This window comes from Synechococcus sp. BA-120 BA3, from assembly GCF_034931285.1.
In the GTDB taxonomy this organism is placed as follows: Bacteria; Cyanobacteriota; Cyanobacteriia; order PCC-6307; family Cyanobiaceae; genus Cyanobium.
Genome location: NZ_JAYGHZ010000255.1, coordinates 1 through 22,769 on the forward strand (window position 1 = coordinate 1; position 22,769 = coordinate 22,769).

General features: G+C 70.6%; 18 protein-coding genes, 1 tRNA gene and 1 pseudogene. 8 read left to right on the forward strand and 12 right to left on the reverse strand.

The features are described 5' to 3' along the window. Positions 1–366: pseudogene (locus VB737_RS08675) on the reverse strand (class I SAM-dependent methyltransferase); the annotation flags it as partial. 193 nt (positions 367–559) lie between these two features. On the opposite strand from VB737_RS08675, the gene VB737_RS08680 reads away from it, so the two are divergent. After that, entirely contained in the window at positions 560–1,333 is a 774-nt protein-coding gene (locus VB737_RS08680; RefSeq protein ID WP_500312464.1) for a TPM domain-containing protein, read from the forward strand. Positions 1,334–1,337: 4 nt separating this feature from the next. Here the strand turns inward: VB737_RS08680 and VB737_RS08685 are convergent, their stop codons facing one another. From VB737_RS08685 to VB737_RS08695, 3 genes are all read right to left on the reverse strand, one after another. Further along, positions 1,338–2,090, reverse strand: a complete 753-nt coding sequence (locus VB737_RS08685) for a glycoside hydrolase family 24 protein (RefSeq protein WP_500312465.1) — start codon at positions 2,088–2,090, stop codon at positions 1,338–1,340. Positions 2,091–2,390: 300 nt separating this feature from the next. Next, positions 2,391–3,491: a hypothetical protein gene (locus VB737_RS08690; protein WP_500312466.1), complete on the reverse strand. Its 1,101-nt coding sequence runs from the start codon at positions 3,489–3,491 to the stop codon at positions 2,391–2,393. After that, on the reverse strand, positions 3,485–4,360 hold the full coding sequence (locus VB737_RS08695) for a TIGR04168 family protein (RefSeq protein WP_500312467.1): 876 nt from the start codon (positions 4,358–4,360) through the stop codon (positions 3,485–3,487). The genes VB737_RS08690 and VB737_RS08695 overlap by 7 nt, the downstream gene beginning before the upstream one ends. A gap of 68 nt (positions 4,361–4,428) precedes the next feature. Here VB737_RS08695 and nadA point away from each other — a divergent pair, with 68 nt between their 5' ends. Next, positions 4,429–5,394 carry a quinolinate synthase NadA gene (gene nadA, locus VB737_RS08700; RefSeq protein WP_500312483.1) on the forward strand — a complete coding sequence of 322 codons (966 nt, stop codon included), beginning with the start codon at positions 4,429–4,431 and terminating at the stop codon, positions 5,392–5,394. A gap of 34 nt (positions 5,395–5,428) precedes the next feature. Here nadA and VB737_RS08705 read toward each other — a convergent pair whose 3' ends face one another. Next, positions 5,429–6,514 carry a class I fructose-bisphosphate aldolase gene (locus VB737_RS08705; protein ID WP_500312468.1) on the reverse strand — a complete coding sequence of 362 codons (1,086 nt, stop codon included), beginning with the start codon at positions 6,512–6,514 and terminating at the stop codon, positions 5,429–5,431. A 107-nt stretch (positions 6,515–6,621) separates the two neighbouring features. On the opposite strand from VB737_RS08705, the gene VB737_RS08710 reads away from it, so the two are divergent. From VB737_RS08710 to VB737_RS08725, 4 genes are all read left to right on the forward strand, one after another. Then, a complete protein-coding gene (locus tag VB737_RS08710) occupies positions 6,622–7,695 on the forward strand; it encodes a ligase-associated DNA damage response exonuclease (protein WP_500312469.1) in 1,074 nt (357 codons plus the stop codon). Positions 7,696–7,993: 298 nt separating this feature from the next. Continuing rightward, positions 7,994–11,566 carry a bifunctional diguanylate cyclase/phosphodiesterase gene (locus tag VB737_RS08715; protein ID WP_500312470.1) on the forward strand — a complete coding sequence of 1,191 codons (3,573 nt, stop codon included), beginning with the start codon at positions 7,994–7,996 and terminating at the stop codon, positions 11,564–11,566. 45 nt (positions 11,567–11,611) lie between these two features. Beyond that, positions 11,612–12,274 carry a Coq4 family protein gene (locus tag VB737_RS08720; protein ID WP_500312471.1) on the forward strand — a complete coding sequence of 221 codons (663 nt, stop codon included), beginning with the start codon at positions 11,612–11,614 and terminating at the stop codon, positions 12,272–12,274. 3 nt (positions 12,275–12,277) lie between these two features. Then, the gene (locus VB737_RS08725) at positions 12,278–13,969 is read left to right on the forward strand and encodes an ATP-dependent DNA ligase (protein ID WP_500312472.1); all 1,692 of its coding nucleotides are present in this window, start codon (positions 12,278–12,280) and stop codon (positions 13,967–13,969) included. On the opposite strand, the gene VB737_RS08730 is transcribed toward VB737_RS08725, so the two are convergent. From VB737_RS08730 to VB737_RS08745, 4 genes are all read right to left on the reverse strand, one after another. Further along, positions 13,960–14,553 carry a DUF4178 domain-containing protein gene (locus VB737_RS08730; RefSeq protein WP_500312473.1) on the reverse strand — a complete coding sequence of 198 codons (594 nt, stop codon included), beginning with the start codon at positions 14,551–14,553 and terminating at the stop codon, positions 13,960–13,962. The two genes, VB737_RS08725 and VB737_RS08730, sit on opposite strands and share 10 nt — an antisense overlap. Before the next feature lie 93 nt (positions 14,554–14,646). Further along, a complete protein-coding gene (locus VB737_RS08735) occupies positions 14,647–16,194 on the reverse strand; it encodes a polyamine aminopropyltransferase (protein WP_500312474.1) in 1,548 nt (515 codons plus the stop codon). Beyond that, the gene (locus tag VB737_RS08740; RefSeq protein WP_500312475.1) at positions 16,191–16,421 is read right to left on the reverse strand and encodes a hypothetical protein; all 231 of its coding nucleotides are present in this window, start codon (positions 16,419–16,421) and stop codon (positions 16,191–16,193) included. Before VB737_RS08740 ends, VB737_RS08735 begins: the two co-directional genes overlap by 4 nt. A gap of 4 nt (positions 16,422–16,425) precedes the next feature. Next, a complete protein-coding gene (locus tag VB737_RS08745) occupies positions 16,426–17,460 on the reverse strand; it encodes a hypothetical protein (protein ID WP_500312476.1) in 1,035 nt (344 codons plus the stop codon). Between the two features lie 54 nt (positions 17,461–17,514). On the opposite strand from VB737_RS08745, the gene VB737_RS08750 reads away from it, so the two are divergent. Both VB737_RS08750 and VB737_RS08755 read left to right on the forward strand, forming a co-directional pair. Beyond that, positions 17,515–17,724 carry a DUF350 domain-containing protein gene (locus tag VB737_RS08750; RefSeq protein WP_216908808.1) on the forward strand — a complete coding sequence of 70 codons (210 nt, stop codon included), beginning with the start codon at positions 17,515–17,517 and terminating at the stop codon, positions 17,722–17,724. A gap of 22 nt (positions 17,725–17,746) precedes the next feature. After that, entirely contained in the window at positions 17,747–20,260 is a 2,514-nt protein-coding gene (locus tag VB737_RS08755; protein ID WP_500312477.1) for a ligase-associated DNA damage response DEXH box helicase, read from the forward strand. 31 nt (positions 20,261–20,291) lie between these two features. On the opposite strand, the gene VB737_RS08760 is transcribed toward VB737_RS08755, so the two are convergent. From VB737_RS08760 to cax, 3 genes are all read right to left on the reverse strand, one after another. Next, positions 20,292–20,376 (reverse strand) — tRNA-Ser (locus tag VB737_RS08760). Between the two features lie 65 nt (positions 20,377–20,441). Next, a complete protein-coding gene (locus VB737_RS08765; protein ID WP_500312478.1) occupies positions 20,442–21,626 on the reverse strand; it encodes a pentapeptide repeat-containing protein in 1,185 nt (394 codons plus the stop codon). Continuing rightward, a complete protein-coding gene (gene cax / locus VB737_RS08770) occupies positions 21,623–22,738 on the reverse strand; it encodes a calcium/proton exchanger (protein WP_323243033.1) in 1,116 nt (371 codons plus the stop codon). The genes VB737_RS08765 and cax overlap by 4 nt, the downstream gene beginning before the upstream one ends. Positions 22,739–22,769 lie beyond the last annotated feature (31 nt).

A 22,769-nucleotide genomic window follows, 5' to 3' on the forward strand; every position in this document is an offset into this window, starting at 1 on the left:
CAGCAGCTCGGTGCGACCGGCCAGGGCGGGCCAGCCGGCATGGAGCGCTGCGGCCAGCTGCTGGGCCAGCTGCCCCTCCCCCGGTCCAGTCTCCACCAGGGTCAGGGGTTCGTCAGCGGGCAGCAGGGCCAGCCACTGGGCCACCTGGGGGGCCAGCAGGCGGGCGAACTCCTCCCCCAGGGAGGGGGACGTGGCGAAATCCCCCCCGGGCCCGATCTGGAGCCGGCCGCTGCCGTAGGCGCCATGGTCCGGGTCGTGCAGGGCCCAGTCCATGTAGTCGAGGAACGGCACCGAACCTCCCGCCGCCCGCAGTCGCTGGGCCAGCCAGTCAGGAACCGCCGGGGAGCCGGGGTGGGGCGTGGTCACGCGACGTGGGGGGACTCGGTGAGAATGCTGACCGATGGATGACGGAACGATGGGGATGGCGGCTGACGGGGCAACGGGATCAGGGGCGACAAAGGGTTCTGGTGCCAGGTTTCGGCAACCGCAGGGGCGGAGGCCCGAGCGACGCGCCGCCCTCACGCGGCGACTCGGGGCCGCCCTGGCCACGGCCTGCCTCGTGCTCGTCACCTGGCTGCTGCCGGGCGGCGGCAGCCCTGTTCTGGCGGCGGACAACCCCCAGCTGCTGCCCGATCACCCAACCCCGGTGATCGACCTGGCCAAGGCCCTCACCGATGGCGAGCGGGGCGCCCTGGAGAGCGAACTGGAGGATTTCGAAGCCACCAGCGGCTGGAAGCTGCGGGTGCTGACCCAGTACGAGCGCACCCCCGGCCTGGCGGTCAAGGGCTTCTGGGATCTCGATGAGCGCAGCCTGCTGCTGGTGGCCGATCCCCGCGGCGGCAACCTGCTCAACTTCAACGTCGGCGAAGCCCTGTTCGCCCTGATGCCCCGCACCTTCTGGGTGGAGCTCCAGACCCGCTACGGCAACCAGTTCTACGTGCGGGACCACGGCGAGGATGGTTCGATCCTCTCCGCCATCCACGCCGTGAAGGGCTGCCTGGCGATCGGCGGCTGCCAGGTGGTGCCCGGCCTGCCCCAGGAGCAGTGGATCCTGACCCTGTGCACCTCGATCCTGGGGGGACTGATCGTGGGATTCGCCGCCTTCCCCCGCCAGGAGGGTCGAAAGGTGGAATGGACCTGGGTGCTGCTGCTCTCACCCCTGTGGGTGATCCTGTTCGTGGCCCTGGGCATGGGGCCGATCATCACCCGCACCCACGACCTGCTGCCGCTGCTGCGCAACGTGCTGGGCTTCCTCGGAGCTGCGGTGCTGGCTTACCTGATTGCCCAGAAGACCCTCGGAGGGGTGCGGCTGGAGGGCAAGGGGGAGAGCTGAGCGTTCAGGGGGCTGTGCTGGCCGGAGTGCTGGCGCGCTCCAGCTGACAGGAGAGGCTGTCGTCGTTGCAGGGCGGGGGCACCTGCCGGATGGCCACGTCCTCCCAGACGGAGGCGGCTTCCCTGCGCAGCTGGGCCAGGTTCTGCTCGTAGAAGCGGCGCAGGTCGTTGAGGCGCTTGACCGGCTGGCCGTAGAAGCTGCGGCCGGCCAGGGTCGGGAACGAGGCCCACTCGGGAGCGAGACGGGCGACGAGGTCGGCGCTCAGCTCGCCGCGGTCGGCCAGGTGCAGGGCACCGCGGCGCTGCACGAGAAACAGGGCGGCCTGGTCCTGGGACTCCGGTCCGAAATCGCGCACGCCGATGGCTCGGGTGACCATGTCCCAGGTCGGGGGCATGAACTGGTAGGCCCCGGCGGCGGCACTGGCATAGCGGGCCGTGCGCATGACGCGGTTGGGATGGCGATCCAGGGAATTGAACAGACTGCCGCCGAAGAGAATCCGATAGCCGATCTCCTGGCCGTTGGCCCAGGTCCCCTCGGCGTAGCGGATCGTGTTGAGCAGGGCGCGACGCTCGGGGGTGATGGCGAAGACCCGTGGGGCGGCCGGCAGCGGGCTGAGCATCGCCACCGGGATGGCAGCGGCAGCTGCGGGGCGCCCCCCCCAGTTGGGTGAGCCCTCCGCAGCCCTGACAGGACCGGCCAGGCTCAGACCCAGTCCGGCGATGGCGAGCAGCAGGGGGGTGCGCTGAAGGTTCGGCAAGAGGAGAGGTCGTGAAGGGACAAGTGTGGGGAGATCTGTTGCAGGGACAACAGAGTCAGCCGGCTTGATGTGCTTGGTGAGACCAGGTCTTCTGGAGAACGGCAACAGGAAGAACCAGTGATCCCGTGGCAGAGAAAATGACTTCATGCCGCCGGGAGTTGGCGGTAATTTGCCGATAAATCAGCAGAATCGATTCCTTATTTGTGACGGTCGAACAACTGTCTACTTGTATCAAGAATGACGTTCCGCATTCCGATTACAGCCAGGGACTGATTTTTCCCGGATTCGTTGTACAGATGATCAAATCCTGAAGCCCTGCCCCATAGGCAGTGCTGATCGTCCCTCCAGCCAGGACACGAGCGTCCGGGCGGCGGTGGCCGCCCCGTCGTCCGCCAGGGGGCCGCGTCGGGGGGGCTCCAGGGGCTGGTCCAGCTCCCAGTCGCCCCGTCGGAAGGCCTCCTGGCTGAGCAGCCGGTGCCAGCCGTGGTTCCGCAGGTCCTCCTCCAGCACCGGCGCTTCCGCGAAGCCGCTCCGGTGCACCAGATGGATGCCCACCCCCTGGCTGAGGGCCTCGCAGAAGCTGCTGTAGCCGGGCTTGGTGATCAGCCGTCCGGCCAGGGGCATCAGGTCGAGGGGGCGCACCCCCTGCGGCAGGCAGCGGCCGTTGGCCACCGTGGCCAGCAGCGGCTCCGGTCCGATGAACACATGCTCGGGCCAGCGGGCCAGCAGCGCCGGATCGATGGCCATGCCCAGGCCCCCGAAGCTGATGAGCACCACCCGCTCCCGGTCCGCCGGCAGGGCCAGCTTCCGGGCCAACGGCTCGGCATCGAGCCGGGGCCGGGAACTGGTCAGGCCCAGCTGCACCTTGGGCACCCCCCAGTCCATCGGCAGGGAGAGGGGGCAATGGAGCAGCAGATCGCCCTGGCCATAGAGCTGCCGGTGCCGATCGACCCAGGGAGCGAAGGCCGGGCCCATCGGGGCATGGATCGCGTCCCAGCCGAAGCTGGCCAGCCACACGAGCGGCGCCCGCAACCGCCGGGCCAGCAGGGCCGCCGCCGGGGGCACGTCCCCCAGCACCAGAATCGTCTGCCGCTGGGCCTCCAGCCAGCGGGCCTCGCGCTCCACCTGCGCCGGCAGCTCCTCCTCCAGCCGCTCAAGGGCCGTCAAGGTGGCGGCGGCATCGGCTCCGAGGGCATCGGCCTGAATCACCCCCACGTCCCAGTGGCAGGGGCGCCGCTCGAAGGGCACCGGACCGAAGGAGAGTTCCAGGAACGCCGGCGGCAGCCCGGTGGAGACCACCAGCCGCCAGTCGGGCCGGAGGGCGGCCAGTTCGCAGAGCACCGACGCCGTGCGGGAGCCGTGGCCGAAGCCATGGCTGCTGACGCAGGCGTGGATCAGCAAGGACTCAGCACCCCGGCCGCCGGCAGGGCCGCCGTCCAGAGGGTCTGCTCGTAATGGAGGGCGCCATCAATGCCATACCAGCGGTGGCTGATGTGGCGCAGGTCGCCATCGGCGAAAACCACCCAGCTGAAGTGACGCAGGGCCCTGCCCTGCTGGTCCACGCCGTGGCGGGGCACGCAGGCGGTGTTGAGGAAGGCGGTGCCCTGGGCGTCGCGTCGGAAGCTGAGCCGTTCCCCCTGGTGATGGCAGAGGGCGTGGTGCATGTGGCCGAACACCACCAGCGGCAGGGGGCGGCGGCGGCGGATCTGATCCGCCGCCAGGGCCAGATCCTGATCCCCCCAGTCGCAGGCGGGGGCCTTCCAGTCGCGGCCGCAGGGGTCGTCGACCTGGGTGCCCAGGCCGCTGGGGCCGGAATGGGCCAGCAGGATTAGCGGCAGCTCGGGATCGGCGGCCAGGGCCGCCCGGCTGATGCGTTCGGCGGACTCCTGCAGGCCCACCGGTCCATAGACCGATCGCACCGCCTTCGAGAGGTGGAAGCCGCCGCCGGCGGTGCCGGGACGGGCGCCCACCACCGCCAGCCCCGGGGGCCGCAATTCCCTCAGTCCCCAGCCGCAGTGGCGCTCGCCGAGCAGCTCCAGCTGGCGGCGCAGGGTGCGGCCGCTGCCGTCCTTGCCGGCATCGTGGTTGCCGAGCACGCAGGCGATCGGCAGCTCCAGGGTGGCGAGCAGTTCGGGGATGCGGCACTTGCCGTCGCTGAGGTCACCCACCAGCAGCAGGGCATCCGGACGGATCCGATCCAGCACGTCGTGGTCACTGCGATCCCACTGGTCGTGCAGATCCCCCGCGATGGCGATGTTCAGCTCAGCCAATACCGACCGCTTCCTAGAGTGGGATCATCGTGCATGAGAAGGGGCATCGGTTGGTCTTCACGCAGACGCTGACCCACACGCCCCAACCCAGCCCTGAGGCCTGTCCGCCCCGTGCTGAGCTGGCCGCTGCGATCCAAACGCTCAAGACCGAGCGCAACGCCATCATCCTGGCCCACTACTACCAGGACGACGCCATCCAGGACGGCGCCGATTTCATCGGTGACTCCCTTGAGCTCGCCCGCCGCGCCGCCAGCACCGACGCCGAGGTGATCGTCTTCTGCGGCGTCCACTTCATGGCGGAGACCGCCAAGATCCTCAATCCCGGCCGCACGGTGCTGCTGCCCGACCTGGAGGCCGGCTGCAGCCTCGCCGACGCCTGTCCCGCCGACGCCTTCGCCGACTTCCGCCAGCGCCACCCCGACCATCTCGTGGTGAGCTACATCAACTGCTCCGCGGCGGTGAAAGCCCAGAGCGACCTGATCTGCACCAGCAGCAATGCGGTTCACCTGGTGCAGCAGCTGCCGGCCGATCGCCCGATCCTGTTCGCCCCCGACCAGAACCTGGGGCGCTGGGTGGCCCGCCAGAGCGGCCGGGAGCTCACCCTCTGGCCCGGCAGCTGCATCGTCCACGAGACCTTCAGCGAGCAGGCCCTGCTGCGCCTGCGCCAGGAACACCCCGAGGCCGAGGTGATCGCCCATCCGGAGTGTCAGCAGCACCTGCTCGATCTTGCCGACTTCATCGGCTCCACCAGCAAGCTGCTGCAGCGCACCCAGACCAGCCCGGCCCCCTCCTTCGTCGTGCTCACCGAGCCGGGCATCCTCCATCAGATGCGTCAGCGTGCCCCCGGGAAGACCTTCCACGAGGTGCCGGGCGCCGACGGCTGCAGCTGCAACGCCTGCCCCTACATGCGGCTGAACACCCTGGAGAAGCTTTGGCAGTGTCTCCACACCATGGCGCCGGCGATCGAGCTCGACGAGGAGATCCGCCAGCGCGCCCTGGTGCCGATCGAACGCATGCTGGCGATGAGCGCCTGAGGGGCCGGCCCGGGGGCAGGGGCTCGGTGGGAGCTCAGTAGCTGTAGTTGGCCACGAACAGGGAGCCGCCATCGGCGGAAGGTTCGGAGCCGGCCACGTAGGCCCCGCGTGCCGCCGCGCCGTTGGCCCTCGCGCGTGCCAGCAGGGCCGCCTGGCCCGCCGCCGTGTCGCTTCCCTTCCAGTGGCTGAGGCAGGAGTGCTGCAGGGCCCGGCCGTAGGAGAAGCCCAGGTGCCAGGGAGCCTCCGGGTCCGCGGCGTGAATCGCCGAGAGCAGCACGCTGGCCTCCTCCTCCCCCAGGCCCCCCGAGAGAAACAGAATCGCCGGAACGGCAGGAGGCACGCTGCGGCGCAGGGTGCGCACCGTGAAGGCCGCCACCTGCTCGGAGCTGGATCGATCGGCAGCCCCGGCTCCGGGGAGCGTCATCGAGGGTTTGAGCAGGGTGCCCTCCAGGAACACGCCGTTCTGGCCCAGGGCCTCGTACACGCTGCGCAGCACCCACTCCTGCACCGCGGCGGTGGTGAGGATGTCGTGGTCGCCATCCATCAGGATCTCGGGCTCGACGATCGGGACCAGGCCCTCCTCCTGGGCCGTGCGGGCATAGCGGGCCAGCCCCCAGGCGTTCTCACGCACGCACAGCTCAGAAGGACAGCCGTCGGCGCTGATGCGCAGCACCGCCCGCCACTTGGCGAAACGGGCACCTCGGGCGTAGGCCCGTGCCGCCCGCTCCTGCAACCCCCGCAGGCCTGTACACCAGGTCTCACCAGGGAGTCCACCGGCCAGGGGCTCCACCCCGAGATCCAGCTTGATTCCCACCACCAGCCCCTGCTCCAGGAACAGATCGAGGATCGAGCCGGCCGGGCGGCCAGGGATGGGGGCGGCCGGCTGGTACAGGGTTTCCTCGTACAGGATCACGCCGCTGATCGAGGCCCCCAGACCGGGTGTGGTGGCCAGCAGGGTGCGGTAGGCGCGGCGGTTCTCCTCGCTGTTCTCGAGGCCGATCGCCGCGAACCGCTTGCCGATCGTGCCGGTGGATTCGTCCGCCGCCAGCAGGCCGCTGCCCGCCCGGGCCAGGGCCGCCGCGGTGGCCTCCAGCTCCTCGCGATGGGTGTCGAGTGACATCGGGCCCGTGGCGGTGGCTGCCCCATGGCTAGTGGCGAGTCCACCCGCCGTCAACGGGCCCTGGCCGCCAGGATGCCGTCCTTCCCCTGCGGCGGCACCGGCGCGCCATGGCCCTGCCGCCCGACGGCCTGCTCCAGCTCACCCCCCAGGGGCTCTACTGCCCGGCGGCCCAGGCCTGGATCGACCCCTGGCGGCCGGTGGGCAGGGCCCTGATCACCCATGGCCACGCCGACCACGCCCGGCCCGGCAGCGGCGCCTACTGGGCGGCCAGGCCGGGGGAGGCCGTGCTGCGCCAGCGACTGGGGGCCGGCATCGACCTGGAGGGGGTGGCCTACGGCGAGGAGCGCCGCATCGGCGAGGCGCTGGTCTCGTTCCATCCGGCCGGGCATGTGCTGGGATCGGCCCAGATCCGGATCACGGCCGGCGGTGAAACCTGGCTGATCAGCGGCGACTACAAGCGCGATGCCGACCCCAGCTGCACGCCGTTCCAGCCGGTGGGCGCCGATGTGCTGATCACTGAGGCCACCTTCGGCCTGCCGATCTACCGCTGGCGGCCCGGCCGGCAGGTGGCGGCCGAGATCGTGGCCTGGTGGCGCGGGGCACCCCAGCGGCCGTCGCTGCTGTTCGCCTACGCCTTCGGCAAGGCCCAGCGGCTGCTGGCGGAACTGGCGGCGTTGGGGGTGGAGGAGGAGGTGCTGCTGCACGGGGCGGTGCAGGCGCTGATGGAGCCTTACCGCAGCCAGGGGGTGGTGCTGCCGCCGACGCGGCCGCTCAGCGAGCTTCCCCGCAGCGCCTCACTGGCCGGGCGCCTGGTGCTGGCGCCGCCCTCGGCCCACCGCTCGCCATGGATGAAGCGGTTCCCGAACCCCCAGACCGGCTTCGTCAGCGGCTGGATGGCGGTGCGGGGGGCGCGGCGACGGCGCGGCTTCGAGCGGGGCTTCGCCCTCAGCGACCACGCCGACTGGGACGGGCTGCTGCGCACGGTCCGGGACTGCGGCGCCCGGCAGGTGTACGTGACCCACGGCAACAGCGACGGACTGGCCCGTTACCTGCGTGAGGAGCAGGGTCTGGCGGCGGAGCCCCTGGGGCGGGCCTTCGAGGGGCAGCGGAACGGGGAAGGGGAACTGGAGGGGGAAAGGGAGGGAACGCCAGCAGCCGGCCCCCCGGCCGGCGTGACCTGAGCACCATCAAGAATCGTCAACATCCCGGCCGCAAACTGACACCCCGGATGGCGGGATCAACCGATTCGCCATTGCGTCGCCGCACCGAAGATGGCCGGATGACATGACCTCAAAGGGCTGGAATCGTTGGTTCCGCAGGTTTTCCCGATCCGCCGGGACAGGACCCCGACGAAGAAGCCGACAACAGGGAAAAAACGGACCCGTTGTCAAGTCCCTCCGGGGTCATGGACACAGGCGGCCTCACCATATCCGAGGGGCAGTCAGCTTCTACCATCGACTGTTGTGTACTGGCGCTGGCATGGGGGACGTCGGTCTGAGCGGGGGCCTCGCCGGAAGTCTCGCCGAAGGTCTCACCGAAGATCTTGATGACCCCCTGCGACGTCGCCTGGTCGACTTCTGCCTGATCGCCGATCTCACGGGCACGGAGCTGCTCGTGTCCGATGCGGTCAAGGGGAACTTCATTGCCTGCAATCAGCTGGCTCAGGAGCGACTCGGCTATAGCGCCGATCAGCTCTTCGCCCTCTCTCCGGAATCCATCCAGGCCGATCCCGATCACGACGCCGCCTGGGTGGCGGCGCGACGGGTCGAGGTGATCGCCACGGGCAGCAGCCGCTTCCACACCCGTCACCGCCGCAGTGACGATTCCATCCTCGATGTCGTTGTCAGCAACGGCGTCCTGGTCGTGGACGGCCGGCAGTTGATCGTCAGTTGCGTGCAGGATGAAACCCTGCAGCGCCATCGGGAAACCGAGCTTCTGGATCTCCTCAGTCTGCTGGAGGAAGGCACATCGATCAGCGGCGTCGGTGTCTGGGATCTGCGCTTCTCGGATGGCCGCATGCGCTGGTCGGAGCAGATGCGGCACCTCTGCCACCGGCAGGACGGCGAAGCCTGCCACACGCTGGCCGCCTATGGCCTCCTTGTGCATCCCGATGACCGCCTGCGCTGGACCATGGACCTGCGCCGGGCCGTGGCCCGTGGCGACCGGCTCTGCAGCCGCCATCGGCTGGGCTTTGCGGATGGGTCGGAGCGGATGGTGGAGGTCCTGGGGTACGTCAGCTATGACCAGAGCGGCGCGCCCCTACGCATGGTGGGAACGCTCCGGGATGTCACCCAGTCCCAGGCCCTGGTTCAGGCGATGGCGGGCGAGCGGATGCTCGACCCGCTCACGGGTCTGCCCAACAAGATCGCCACCCTCGAGGAGCTGGGTCGACGCCTGAACGGTCGCAGCTACAACGCGTCGCTGGCCGTCCTGAGCCTGGATGTGGACGGTTTCGAGGAGATCAACGACTCGTTCGGCTCCGATGTGGGCGATCGGGTGCTGCGGACCATGGCCAACCGGCTGCGCGAACTCGCCGGACAGCAGAAGTGGCTGGCTCGGTTGAGCAGCGACCAGTTCCTGATCATTCTCGAGGATGGCATCCGCTCCATCGGCGACGCGATGGCGGCCGCACGGCATCTGCAAGAGGGGTGGAGCGAGGAACCGCAGTTGCTGGAGGATCTGCCCCTCAATCCCACCTTTTGCGTGGGCCTTGCCTGCTATCCGGAACATGCCCAGGACAGCAAGCCACTGATTCAATGTGCCAACACAGCCCTGATGCGGGCGAAGGCCATGGGTCGGAACCAGCTGTGTGCCTACTCCAGCACCATCAGCCGTAGGATCCAGGAGAGAATGGCACTGGGATCGAGGCTGTCCCAGGCCATCGATCGGCAGGAGTTCAGACTTCAGGTGCAACCCCAGGTGGCTCCGGACCATGGCCTGGTCGGTGGGGAGATTCTGTTGCGGTGGACGAATCAGCTGAAGGTGTCCATACCCCCGAGTCAGTTTCTGCCACTGGCCGAAGAGAGCGGACTGATGCTGCAGTTATGGCCATGGATCCTTCGCGAGAGCCTGCGGCAGATCCATGCCTGGCAGACCGCTGGCCTGCATCCACCGCGGATGGCACTGAATGTCTCCCCCACGGAGCTGGAACGTCCGCAGCGGCGGTTCGTCAGCACTCTGATCGAGGCCCTTGACGACCATGGACTGCGACCGGAGCAACTGGAACTGGAGATCACCGAAACGGCCTTGATCCGCAACCCCCTGCTGGTCAGTGAACACGTACGACGGCTGGCTGACCAGGGGTTCCGGATCGCGATCGACAACTTCGGTACCGGTTATTCCTCACTGGAGATCCTGCGGTCCCTGCCCGTCCACCGATTGAAGGTCGATCGCACATTCGTTCGCAACATCACAGCCTCGACGGTGGATCAGACGATCGTGGCCACCACGATCGCCCTGGCCCATGGTCTGGGGATGCAGTGCACGGCGGAAGGGGTGGAGACGGAGGAGCAGTACGCGATGCTGCAGCAACTCGGCTGCGACTGCTTCCAGGGTTTTCACTGTGGCCATCCCCTGGAACTGGATGCCTTCGAGGCCCTGCTCCATGAGCAGGAGCCCCGGGGAGATCAACCGCAGCTTCGGCTCCGGTCCGCTCCGGCCCCGACAGCCGCGCACCCCAGTCCACACCCGGATCGCTTCGGAACGCCAAGTCCGATGGAGCAACTCAGGCTACTGCGGGCAGCCGTGGACTCCGGCAGTGACTCCTTCCTGCTGCTGCAGTCGGTCCACGGCCACGACGGCAGCATCGAGGACTTTCAGATCCTCGATGCCAACCCTGCCACCTGTACCTTCCTGGCCCATGATCGCGACAGCCTGATCGGTCAGATGCTGTTGACGGTCGCCCCCCAGGTGCGCCCCAGCGGTTGGCTGGATCTGTATGTGGACGCAGCGATGCGCACCATCCCCACCGTCGTCCAGGGCGTCGCCTTCCTGCAGGAGGATCAGCCCTCGGGCCTGTTCCACGCCATCGAGATCACACCCGATCGCGGCACGCTCGCCGTCCGCTGGCGCGATGTCACCGAGCAGGTCAGCGCGGCCCGCAGCCTGGCCGATGCCGCCACTCTCTACCGGCTGCTGGCTGACAACATCGTCGATGTGATGCTGCTGCTGGACCAGCTGCAGAGGGTGATCTGGGTGTCGCCATCGCTGCAGCCGATGACGGGCTGGCTGCAGAACCAGTGGCTCGGGCAGCGCTTTGGCGATCTGTTCGTTTCCAGCGAGGATCCACCGGAGCCGGTGGATCTCTCCCAGTGGCTGGCGGACTCCGGTCCGATCCGCCAGGGGCGTCTGCGGCTGACCGATCCGGAAGGGGGCTGGAGCTGGGTGCAGCTCAGCGTCCGGAACCTCAGCGACGAGGATCGGCTCGACCTCGACACCACAGGGCTCGACACCGCCGATGAGGTGGGGCAGGTGGGGAACACCCTGCGACTGGCCCACGGCTACGTGATCACCCTGCAGCCGGTGGATCAGCAGGTGATGGAGGAGCGCCTGCTGCTGCAGCGGGCCAACACCGATCCACTCACGGGCCTGTGCAGCCGGGCGGCGATCCTCGGTTGCCTGGGGCAGCGGCTGCTCGACCAGCGGGCCTACAGCGCCCAGCCGCTCGCCCTGCTGTTCTGTGACTGCGACGACTTCAAGGGCATCAACGACCGCTACGGCCACGCCTGCGGCGATGCCGTGCTCAGAACGGTGGCCGAACGGATCACCAGCCGCATCCGCCAGGGTGACCTGGTCGGACGGATCGGCGGCGACGAGTTTCTGGTGCTGCTCGATGGGATCCACAGCCTCGATGCTGGGATCGCCATCGCCGAAGCCCTGCAGGCGAGCATCGGTGAGCCGTTCGGGTGGAACGACGACACCATCGTTCCCTCCTGCTCCATCGGCGTCGCCCTCCATGGCGCCGGGGAGGATGCGGATCTGTTCCTCAAGCGGGCCGACCGGAACATGTACGCGGCCAAGGCCGCCGGCCGCCACAGGGTCATGGCCCTCTGAGCGGGCCCTTCAGACTGAACGACCATCCCGTCGGCAGCCTTTCCCATGCTCTTCAACCTCAGCCGGCGCCTGCAGTCGCTGCGGATGGTGGCCGGCCTTGCCGCCTTCCTGAAGAACCCCACGCAGCTCGAGAGCGTCTTCGGCGTGGCGCGCAGCCTCCAGGGCAGTCCCCTGGCCACCCAGATGCAGCGTCACCTGCTGGAGAACCCGGCCATGGCGGCCCTGGTGGCGGAGGGCTGGCGGCCCGGGCCGATCGACATGGCCGCTCTGGCGGCCCTGCCGGAGGGCAGCCTGGGACGGACCTACGCCGAGCAGTTGCAGCGCCTGAATCTGACGCCTGAAAGCCTGATCGATCCGCGGCCCATCACCACAGCGGCGGAGTACATCACCCACCGGCTGCGGGAAACCCACGACATCATCCACGTGCTCACCGGTTTCGGCATCGACGGCCCCGGCGAGCTTGGGCTGCAGGCCTTCAACCTGGCCCAGGTGCGCTCGCCCCTGGCCGTGCTGCTGATCTTCGGCGGCCTGCTCGGCACCCTTCAGGACGACGAACCCCTCGAACCCCTGCTGCGCGCCCTGGCCCGGGGCTTCGCCATGGGCCTGGAGGCCCGCTGTCTGATCACCTTCAAGCTGGAAGAGGGCTGGGAGCGGCCCCTGGCGGACTGGCGACGGGAGCTGGGGCTGCCGGAAACACCGGCGGCCTGATCGATGCAGGCGTTCGCCGACCTGTTCCGGGAACTGGAGCACAGCGCCGGCACCCGGGCCCGGGTGGCGGCCCTTGCCGGTTTCTTCCGGGCTGCCGATCCGGCCGACGGCGCCTGGGCCCTGGCCCTGCTGCTCGGCAAGCGGCGGCGGCGGCTGATCACCGGCCGGCGGCTGCGGCAGATCGCTCTGGAGCGCTCCGGCCTGCCGGAATGGCTGTTCGATTCCTGCCACGCCCAGGTGGGGGACTCGGCTGAGACCATCGCCCTGCTGCTGCCCCGGCTGGCCCTGCCGCCGGCCCCGCCCCTGGCGCTGCCCCTGGCCGCATGGATGGGGACGCGGCTGCCGGCCCTGGCCTCCCTCGAGGGCGAGGCGCAGGCGGAGGCGGTGCTGGAGATCTGGGCGGGCCTGCCCGAGGGGCAGGTCTTTCTGTTCAACAAGCTGCTCACCGGCGGCTTCCGGGTGGGGGTGGCCGGCGGCCTGGTCACCCGGGCACTGGCGGAGGTGGCAGGGCTCGAGGAGGCGGAACTGGCCCACCGGCTGATGGGCGGTTTCGAACCCTCCGCCGCGGCGATGGAGGCCCTGCTGGCGCCCCTGGAGGCCGGCGCCGCCGCCCCGATCAGCCGGCCCTATCCCTTCTGCCTGGCCTCCCCTTTGGAGCCAGAGCGCCTCGCTACCACCGACCCCGCCGACTGGCAGGTGGAGTGGAAGTGGGACGGGATCCGGGCCCAGCTGATCCGCCGTGACAACCAGACCTTTCTCTGGAGCCGGGGGGAGGAGCTGATCAACGGCAGCTTCCCCGAGCTGGAGGGGCTCGCCGCGTTGCTGGGGCAGGGCACGGTGCTGGATGGGGAGCTGACCGTCTGGCCGGCCGAGGCGAGCCAGCCGGCCGGCTTCGGCCCCCTGCAGCGGCGGCTGGGGCGCCAGAAACCCGGCGCCGGCCTGCTACGGGAGTGTCCCGCCGCCTTCGTGGCCTACGACCTGCTGGAGCAGGGGGGCCAGGACCTGCGCCCCGAGCCCCTGAACCGGCGCCGCGCCGCCCTGGCGGATCTGGTGCGGCAGCTGCCGGAGGCGGACTCCACCCCCGCCGCCGGGCTCCTGCGCCTCTCCCCGGTGCTGCCGCTGGGGAGCTGGGAAGAGCTGGAAACCCTGCGCCAACAGGCCCGATCGGTGGGCGCCGAAGGGCTGATGCTCAAGGCCCTCGATTCGGCCTACGGCGTCGGCCGGCGCCGCGGGCTGTGGTGGAAGCACAAGCTGGAGCCGATGGAGCTGGATGCCGTGCTGCTGTACGCCCAGGCCGGCAGCGGCCGCCGCGCCAACCTCCACACCGACTACACCTTCGGGCTCTGGGACGGCGAGGGCCGCCTGGTGACCTTCGCCAAGGCCTATTCGGGCCTCGACGACAGCGAGATCAGCGAGCTGGACCGCTGGATCCGCCGCCACACCACCGAGCGCTTCGGTCCGGTGCGGGCCGTCGAACCGCTGCAGGTCTTCACCCTGGGCTTCGAGGGCCTGCGGCGCTCCTCCCGCCACCGCAGCGGCCTGGCCGTGCGTTTTCCCCGCATCGTGCGCTGGCGCCGCGATCGCACCCCTGACTCCGCCGACAGCCTGACCAGCGCCCTGGCCCTGCTGGAGGAGCCGGCTCTGCCATCAGGCGCGCCGCGATCAACCACTCAGCGATCAGCCGTTCAGCGGTAAACCGAGCGGCCATCCCCGGGCAGCAGCAGCGGTGCCGCCGGGTCGATGCGACGGCCCAGGCTCAGCTCGGGCGGTCCGGGATCATCACCCTCCTCCCAGCGCTCCAGGGACAACACCCGGCCATCGGCCCCCTCGTAATCGCCGTAGCGGCAGCCCGTCAGCCGCCGGTTCATCACCCGGGCGGCGGCCGTCACCGAGGCCCGGCCCGACTCCTTCAAGTGATACAGCTGGCCGCGGCAGCGGACGTGGTCGGGAAACTCAGCGGTGAGACCCTCCAGCTCGGCGGCCGGGACGTCCTCCAGCCAGCTCACCTCCAGCCAGTCGTCCTCGCAGACGCTCAGCCAGCGGCCCTCGGTCCCGTCCCGCAGCAGGTACTCCAGCCACTGGAAGCCGTCGTCGTCGTAAAGCAGCCGGTCCTCCACCACCCAGTCACGGCCGTCGTGCTGGACGATGTCGCCGGTGGTCAGGTTGAACAGGGTGCGGCCCTGCAGCTGCGGGGCACGGCGGCGCAGGCGGGCCCGCCGCAAGAGCAACAGGGCGACGGCGGCAAGCAGCAGCAGCAGCAGGAGAAGCCAGACGGCCATCGGGGCGCTCGGGGGCCGGAGCATCCAGGCCGGCGGGCCCAGCTTATGGACACCGCCATCCGGCGCCCGTGCCGATGGCAGGGCCGCTGCCGGTCAGTTGGCGCGCCATCGCCCCTGGCGCTGGTAGTCGGCCAGCACCGGTCGGTGCAGCCGGTTCGGCAGCACCCGTTCCCCCGGCGGCAGGGCCAGATCCCGGCTGAGGGGAAAGAGACGCTCCAGCTGCCCCTGGTCAATCCAGCGGCCCTGGAAGGGGAGCACGGCCGGAGCCGGCCGCGGCGGGCCGCGGTGGGCCATCACGAAACCCCAGGGCCCGAAGCTGGGCACATCCACGCCGTAGGGGCGGGTGGTCAGCCGCAGCTCGGCCAGGGTGGCCTGGATCGAAGCCAGCACCCTGGGGCTGAAGAAGGGTGTCGAGGCCTGGGTGACCAGCAGACCGTCGGGGGCGAGCCGGCGCAGCAGCCGCCCGTAGAAGGTGACGCTGTAGAGACGGGCCAGGGCCGGGGTCGCCGGGTCGGGGAAGTCGGCGATGATCACGTCATAGGTGCCCTGCAGTTGTCGCACCCGATCGAAGGCATCGCCGATCACCAGCCGTACCCGCCCGTCCTCCAGGCTGGCGCCGTTCAGGCGCCGCAGGAACGGCTGTTCCCGGGCCAGCCGGGCCACGGCCGGGTCGAGTTCCAGCACATCCACCTGACGCACCGCGGGCCAGCGCAGCACCTCCCGCAGGGCCAGACCATCGCCCGCCCCCAGCAGCAGCACCCGGGCCGGCCGGCCGTGCCAGGCCATGGCCGGATGCACCAGGGCCTCGTGGTAGCGGTATTCGTCGAGGCTGGAGAACTGCAGCTGGCCGTCGAGGAACAGCCGCAGGTCATCGCGGCGGCGGGTGAGCACGATGCGCTGGTGACGGCTCTGGAGTCGGCTCACCACCGGATCCTCGTAAAGGCCGTCCTCGATCCGGTCGCCGAGGGGGACCAGCCCCAGGCCGGCCAGGGCGACCACGGGCACGGCGACGGCGATCGTGCGGCGCCAGAGCCGCCCCACCGGGAACACGGCGGCGATGACCACGCAGCTGACCAGGGGCATCAGGGCCAGCCAGCCGGCGGTGGGCAGCAGGCCCAGCCAGGGGAGCAGCACCAGGGGAAACAGCAGGGCCCCCACCAGGGCGCCCAGGTAATCGAGGGCCAGCACCCGGGCCAGGGCGACGCGCAGCTGCTGGCCGCACTCCAGCAGCCGGGTCAGCAGCGGCACTTCCATGCCGCCGAGCGCCCCCACCAGCACGGTGAACACCACCAGAGCCAGCCACACCGGCCCCCCCAGCCGGAACAGGGCGAACAGGCCCAGGGGCGCCAGCAGGCACAGAGGCGCCAGGGCCAGTTCGACCCCCAGAAACCATTGCAGCAGGGCCAGGCCCGGGTCGGGCCCGGTGGCCAGGAACTGGCTCAGCCAGGCCCCCAGTCCCATGGCGGCCAGGAAGGTGCCCACCACGACGCCGGTGGCCAGGGCGTGGTCGCCGAGCAGATAGCTGGCCTGGGTGATCAGCATCAGCTCCAGCACCAGGCTGACGCTGGAGGAGAGGGCTGCTGCCGCCAGCAGCACCCGCACCTGCAGGGGGCTGAGGGCCGGCAGGCTGCAGGCCGTCATTTGGCCGTGCCCGGTCCGCGTCCCCGGAAGCCCGACCAGTCCTGCCGGCGGGGCGTCGCCGTCACCCAGCGGCCGGAGCGGTAGCTGCCGCCGTAGCGGACGCCGCTGGAGGCGGCAGGGGTGCCCTCCTGGCCGAGGCGCCAGAGGCCGGGACGGGTGATGGCCGTCAGGGTGCCGGCGGCCATCACGGTCACGGCCAGCACCATCAGCACCGCGCGCTCATCCATCACCTCAACGACCCTCCAGCGGCACTTCCAAGGACAGCACCGGGACCGGACGGGGCGTCCGCAGTCCGTCCTCCACGGTGAGCCGCAGCCATTCGATCTCCCAGAGGTCGCCGTCGGCGCGGAAGGTCTCGGGCAGCTGCACGCGGAAGCGATGGCTGCCCGGCTCCGGCAGCCGCAGATGGAGCACGTGGCGGGCCGAGAGCCAGTGGTCGCCATCGCTGGAGTGGTGGGCCACGGCCAGCGTCTGCCGGTGCTGGAGGCGGGGGCGCCCCAGGGCATCGCAGACCCGCAGCTCCAGGGCGGCGGTGACCGGGGGCTGGCCCAGGGGCGGATCGTCGTGGGGCAGCTCCCAGCGCGCCACCACCCCCACCCGCACCAGGCCCGGGCCACCGGCGTCACAGCGGATCGCGGCGATGCCATCGTCACTGCGCCGGACCCAGCGGCCCCGGCCGACGCCATAGCAGGCCTTGAGCAGCACCAACGCCGTTGCCCACGTCACCACGGCGGTGAACAGCAGCAGGGGGACGTCGACGCTGTGGTTGCGGACGCTGCCGCGCACCACGACCGGATTCGGCAGGGGACGGCCCGCATCATCGAGCAGATCCTGCAGCTGCACCGCCAGCTGGAAGCGTCCGCTCCGGCCCGGGCGCATGGCCAGCGCCAGCCCCGCGTCGCCCTCCTCCCAGGTGCCGCTCTCCCCCTCCTCCGCCCAGGTGCCGCTGGCCCGCCAGCCGTCCTTGGTGAGGCTCAGCACGGTGCGGCCGCCGCCATCGAGCAGGGCCACATTCAGCTCGACGCTGCTGTTGGGGGGGATCTCGGCCGCCAGCGTCAGCCGGGGGCTGCCCAGCCAGCCGTCCCGCAGCTCGAAGGGTGCGCTGAGCACCCTTTGGCCTTCGGGCACCACCATCACCAGCCGTCGGGGCCACTCCAGCGCCGAGACCGCCAGCACCAGCAACGGCAGCAGCGGCAGCAGCAGGCTGGCCAGCGGCCAGAGCAGCAAAGCCGGATCCCGCTGTCCGCCCGGGGAAGACGGCCCCATCAGCGGGCGGCCTCCGGGGTGTCCCTACGGTGGGGCCGGCTTTGCGATGCGGGGATGGTCAAACCACTGCTCCAGATGCTGCTGATGGTCGGCTGGACCTTTCTGGGCATCATCCTCATCTATCTCGGGCTCCTGCTCTTCGATCGCCTCTCCCCGATCGATTACCGGGCCGAGATCCGCCGCGGCAACATCGCCGCCGGGGTGGTGCTGGGGGCCGTAATCCTGGCGATCGCCGCCGTGGTGGTGGCGGTGCTCTCCACCTGAGCCGTCCCCGCCCCGCGACCCCTTGACCCCTTCCCCCGCGGCGGCGCTGCGGCCGATCGAGGCCTGGTTCACCAGCCGCGGCTGGCGGCCGATGCCGTTTCAGCGCCAGTGCTGGCGCGCCTACCTGGAGGGGGCCAGCGGCCTGATCCAGGTGCCCACCGGCTCGGGGAAGACCTACGCCGCCGTGATGGGGCCGATCGCCGCCATGCTCAGCGAGAGCGGGGCCGCCGGGCCGGAGGGCGGCCTGCGGCTGCTGGTGCTGACGCCCCTGCGGGCCCTGAGCCGGGACCTGCTGCTGGCGATCCGGGAGCCGATCGAGGCCATGGGCTGGCCCCTGCGGGTGGGCCTGCGCAACGGCGACACCAGCAGCCATGAGCGGGGCAAACAGCTCAAGGCCCCGCCCCAGATCCTGATCACCACCCCCGAATCCCTCTCCCTGCTGCTGGCCGGGCCCCGGGCCGAGGCCCTGTTCGCCGATCTGGAGGCGGTGGTGATCGACGAGTGGCACGAGCTGATGGGCAGCAAGCGCGGCTCCCAGACCGAGCTCTGCCTGAGCTGGCTGCGGGGCCGGCGGCCCGCCCTGCGCACCTGGGCGATCAGCGCCACCATCGGCAACCTGGAGGAGGCGGCCCGGGCCGCGGTGGGGGTGGACGGCGAGCTGCGGATCATCACCGCCCGCATCCGGCGGGATACGCAGATCCGCAGCCTGCTGCCCGACACGATCGACGGCTTCCCCTGGGCCGGCCACCTGGGGCTGCGCATGTACGAGGAGCTGGTGGCCGCCCTGGACCCGGCCGTCTCCACCCTGCTGTTCACCAACACCCGCAACCAGGCCGAGCGCTGGCACCAGTGCCTGCGCTTCGCCTGCCCCGAGATGGACGGGGCCCTGGCCCTGCACCACAGCGCCATTGATCGGGCCCAGCGCGAGGCCATCGAGGCGGGGGTGAAGGCGGCGGCGATCCGCTGGGTGGTGTGCACCAGCTCCCTCGATCTGGGGGTCGACTTCCAGCCGGTGGAGCGGGTGGTGCAGATCGGCAGCGCCAAGAACCTGGCCCGGCTGCTGCAGCGGGCCGGCCGCTCGGCCCATCAGCCTGGCGGCACGGCCCAGGTGCTGTTCATGCCCACCAACGCCCTGGAGCTGCTGGAGGTGTCGGCCATGCGCCGGGGGCTGGGGGAGGGGCTGGTGGAGCACCGCCGCCCGCCCGCGGAGCCGCTCGATGTGCTGCTCCAGCACCTGGTGTCCCTGGCCTGCGGTCCGGGCTTCGAGCCCGAGGCCACCCTGGCGGCGGTGCGGCGCACCTGGAGCTACCGCCACCTGGAGCGCCGTCGCTGGGACTGGTGTCTGCGTTTTCTCGAGAACGGCGGCGACTGCCTGGGGGCCTACCCGCGCTACCGCAAGCTGGAGCGGGAGCCGGCTGCCGGAGCGCAAGCGGACGGGCCCTGGCGCTACGTGGTGCGGGAGCCGGCCATCGCCCGCCTGCACCGTCTCAACATCGGCACGATCAGCGCCGATCGGGCCGTGACCGTGCGCTTCGTGCGCGGCGCCGTGCTGGGCCATGTGGAGGAAGCCTTCGTCGGCCGGCTCAAGCCGGGGGATGTGTTCTTCTTCGCCGGCCGCCAGCTGGAGTTCGTGCGGCTGCGGGAGATGACGGCGATGGTGAAGGCCACCACGCGCCGCAGCGCCACGGTGCCCGCCTGGGGCGGCGGCCAGATGGCCCTTTCCGACCTGCTCAGCGCCCACCTGCGCCGGGAGGTCGACCGCTGTGCCCGCGCCCTCGACGGCGAATCGGGTTTCGACCTGGACACCGCCGAGCTGCGGGCCCTGGAGCCCCTGCTGGAGCGCCAGGTGCAGCTCTCCGCGCTGCCCCGCACGCACCAGTTTCTAGTGGAGCTGTGCCACACCCGGGAGGGCAGCCATCTCTACGCCTACCCCTTCGAGGGCCGCTTCGTGCACGAGGGCCTCGGCTTCCTGTGGTCGTGGCGGCTGGCCCGGCACCACCCCGGCACCTTCACGGTGTCGGTGAACGACTACGGCTTCGAGCTGCTCGCCCCCCGCGGCTACCCCTTCGAGGAGCTGCTCGCTCAGCACGCCGGGAGCCTGCTGGATCCCGCCGGGCTGCTGGAGGACCTGGAGCGGGCCGTGAACCTCTCGGAGCTCTGCCGCCGCCGCTTCCGCTCCATCGCCCAGGTGAGCGGCCTGGTGCTCAACGGCTACCCCGGCCAGGCCCGCTCCGGCGGCCAGCTGCAGATCAGCGCCGCCCTGCTGTTCGATGTCTTCCAGCGCCATGAACCCGGCAATCTGCTGCTGGCCCAGGCCCGCGGCGAGGTGCTGGAGGAGCAGCTCGACCTCGGTCGGCTGATCGGCACCCTGGAGCGGCTGCAGGGGAGCGAGTGGCTGGAGCGGCACCCGCCCCGCCCCGGGCCCATGGCCTTCCCGCTGCTGGCGGAGCGGCTCAACAACCGGATGAGCAACGAATCGCTGCTGGAGCGCCTGGAGCGGCTGCGCCGGCAGGCCTGCCGGGCCGAGGGGCTCTGAGTCGCCCAAGGGCGGTCAGGGCAGGAAGGAACGGAGGGGGTGGGATTCGAACCCACGGAATCTTGCGATTCGCCGGTTTTCAAGACCGGAGCCATCAACCACTCGACCACCCCTCCAGGCTGGACGGCCTGCCGACCCTGTCGGAAGCCACGCCATGCTCCCATGGAGGGGCGGGCGGCGCCTACAGCCGGCTGGGAAGCCCCTTGCAGCCGCCGGGGATGGTCTGCCGGGAGCGGACCCCGCTCCAGGCCGCCAGGTAGGTCCGGCTGGCCGGATCCAGCTGGCGCACCCCCGACAGATTGACGTTCTCCACCAGGGCGCCGGTGCCGGCACCGCCGACGTGGTCCGGCGGCTGCTGGGGCTGGGGCGGGGTGGCCTCCAAGGGGTCGCCGTAGAAGAAGCGGGTGCCCTGAAGGGACGCCCCCTGCAGGTTGGCGCCGGCCAGATTGACGCGTGAGAGATTCGCCTCCGCCAGATCGGCGCCGGAGAGGTCGGCACCGGAGAGGTCGGCACCGTTGAAGTCAATGGCCCGCAGGTCGGTGCCGGCGAGGTCGGCCCCCCGCAGCATGCTCTGCAGGCGGATCACCGGGACGCCCCGCGGCCGGTCCTCCTCGTAGCTGCCCTCGCCGTCAAGGATGGCGCGCCCCAGCCGCTGGTCCCGGCGCAGGGGCGTGAGCAGCCGGGCGTGGGAGAGAAAGCGCAGGATGCGGGCCTTGCCGTCGCCGTCGATGCTGCTCAGGACGGCGGCCAGGCGCCCCTCCGCCAGCATCCGCTCCAGGGGCCAGTCCTCCAGCAGCCCCTCCTCGTCGCTGATCAGCTCGGAGATGCCGTGGATGAAGCTGTCGATGGTCTGGGCCTGGGTGATGCGGTTCTGCTGGGTGGTGAGCCGCTGGTCCACCATCACCTGGCGCCAGGCGATCATCAGGGCCACCAGGGCCACGAGGATCTGGCCGATGGCCCCGATGACGCCTTCGCCGAAGGCGCCGATCGCCTCCCAGTCGCCGTTGCGGTAGATCGCCAGCAACGGGTCGAACCAGCCCAGCGCCAGGGGGATCGACAGCAGCGCCAGCACCATGGACACCAGCGCCAGCAGCCGAACCGTGGGGGGTTCCTCCAGCTGGCGGGCCAGGAGCTGCCAGAGGGGCGGCAGCAGCTGCCGCAGGGCCAGGACCGCGACCAGCAGGGCCGCCGGCAGAGCCAGCCAGGCCAGGCCCAGGATCAGGGCCGCCTGCAGGACCAGGAGGGTGAGCAGCAGCTGCAGGCCGGCTCCATGGCGCAGGCGGGTCCAGAGACCACCGGAGCGCAGGGCGGGGGGCGGGGCGGAGGCGGGGGCGGTCAGCGGACGGTCGTCCGGCTTCGTGCTCATGGAACGGTGTTGCCCTGAAAGAAGAAGCCGGCCGCCAGGATGGCGTAGGCCGCCAGCAGCAGCACCCCCTCCAGCCAGTCGGAGCGGCCGTCGAGGCTGACCAGATTGCTCACCAGCACCGCGGTCGCCACCGCCACCAGCTCATAGACGTTGAAGCTGAGGTCGAGGGGATGGCCGAGCAAGGGAGCCACCAGCAGCAGCACCGGCACCACCAGCAACCCCACCAGCAGGGTGGAGCCCAGGGCCACCGACACCGCCAGGTCCATCTTGTCCTTGCGGGCCATGCTCACCGCGGTGAGGTATTCCGCCGCGCCGCCCAGCAGGGGAAGCAGGACCACGCCGGTGAACAGGGCCGAGAGGCCCAGGGACTCGGTGACGGTCTCCACCACGCCGACGAACAGCTCGGAGGCGTAGGCCAGGCCGACGGTGGCCGCCAGCAGGACCGCAACCCAGGGGAGCAGGGGCGGCTTGGGGCCGCTGCCTTCACCATGGGCCGGCTCCCCGCCCTCCACTCCCAGCTCGACCTCCGCCACCGCATAGAGGGTGCGGTGAGTCTTCAGGGAAAACAGCAGCGTCAGGCCGTAGACGGCCAGCAGCACCCAGGCCACGAACAGGGAAAAGGACTCGGCGGCGCCCGCGTCAAGGCCCCCGGCGCCATCGCCCACCATGCCCCGCAGGCTCGGGATCAGGATCGCCAGGACGGCCAGGGTCATGGCCGAGCCGTTCACCCGTGCCACCACCGGCTGGAAGCGCTGCTCGCTGCGGCCGATCCCACCGACCAGCATCGACAGGCCGAGGGCCAGCAGCAGATTGGCCATCACCGTGCCCGTGATGCTGGCCTTGACGATGTCCACCAGGCCGGCCCGCAGGGCCGCCAGGGCGATGATCAGTTCGGTGGCATTGCCGAACAGGGCATTCAGCAGGGCGCCGATCGAGGGCCCGAGGGTGAGGGAGAGCTCCTCGGTGGCGGTGCTGAGCAGGATCGCCAGTGGAATGATCGACAGGATCGAGGCGACGAAGACGACCCCATCCCCCCAGTGGAGCCGGTCCGCCGCCGCAGCCACCGGCAGCATCGCCAGCAGGCCGGTGGCGATGCGCAGGCGAGGGGGCATGAAGAAGGTAAGGCGATGACCCATTCTGACC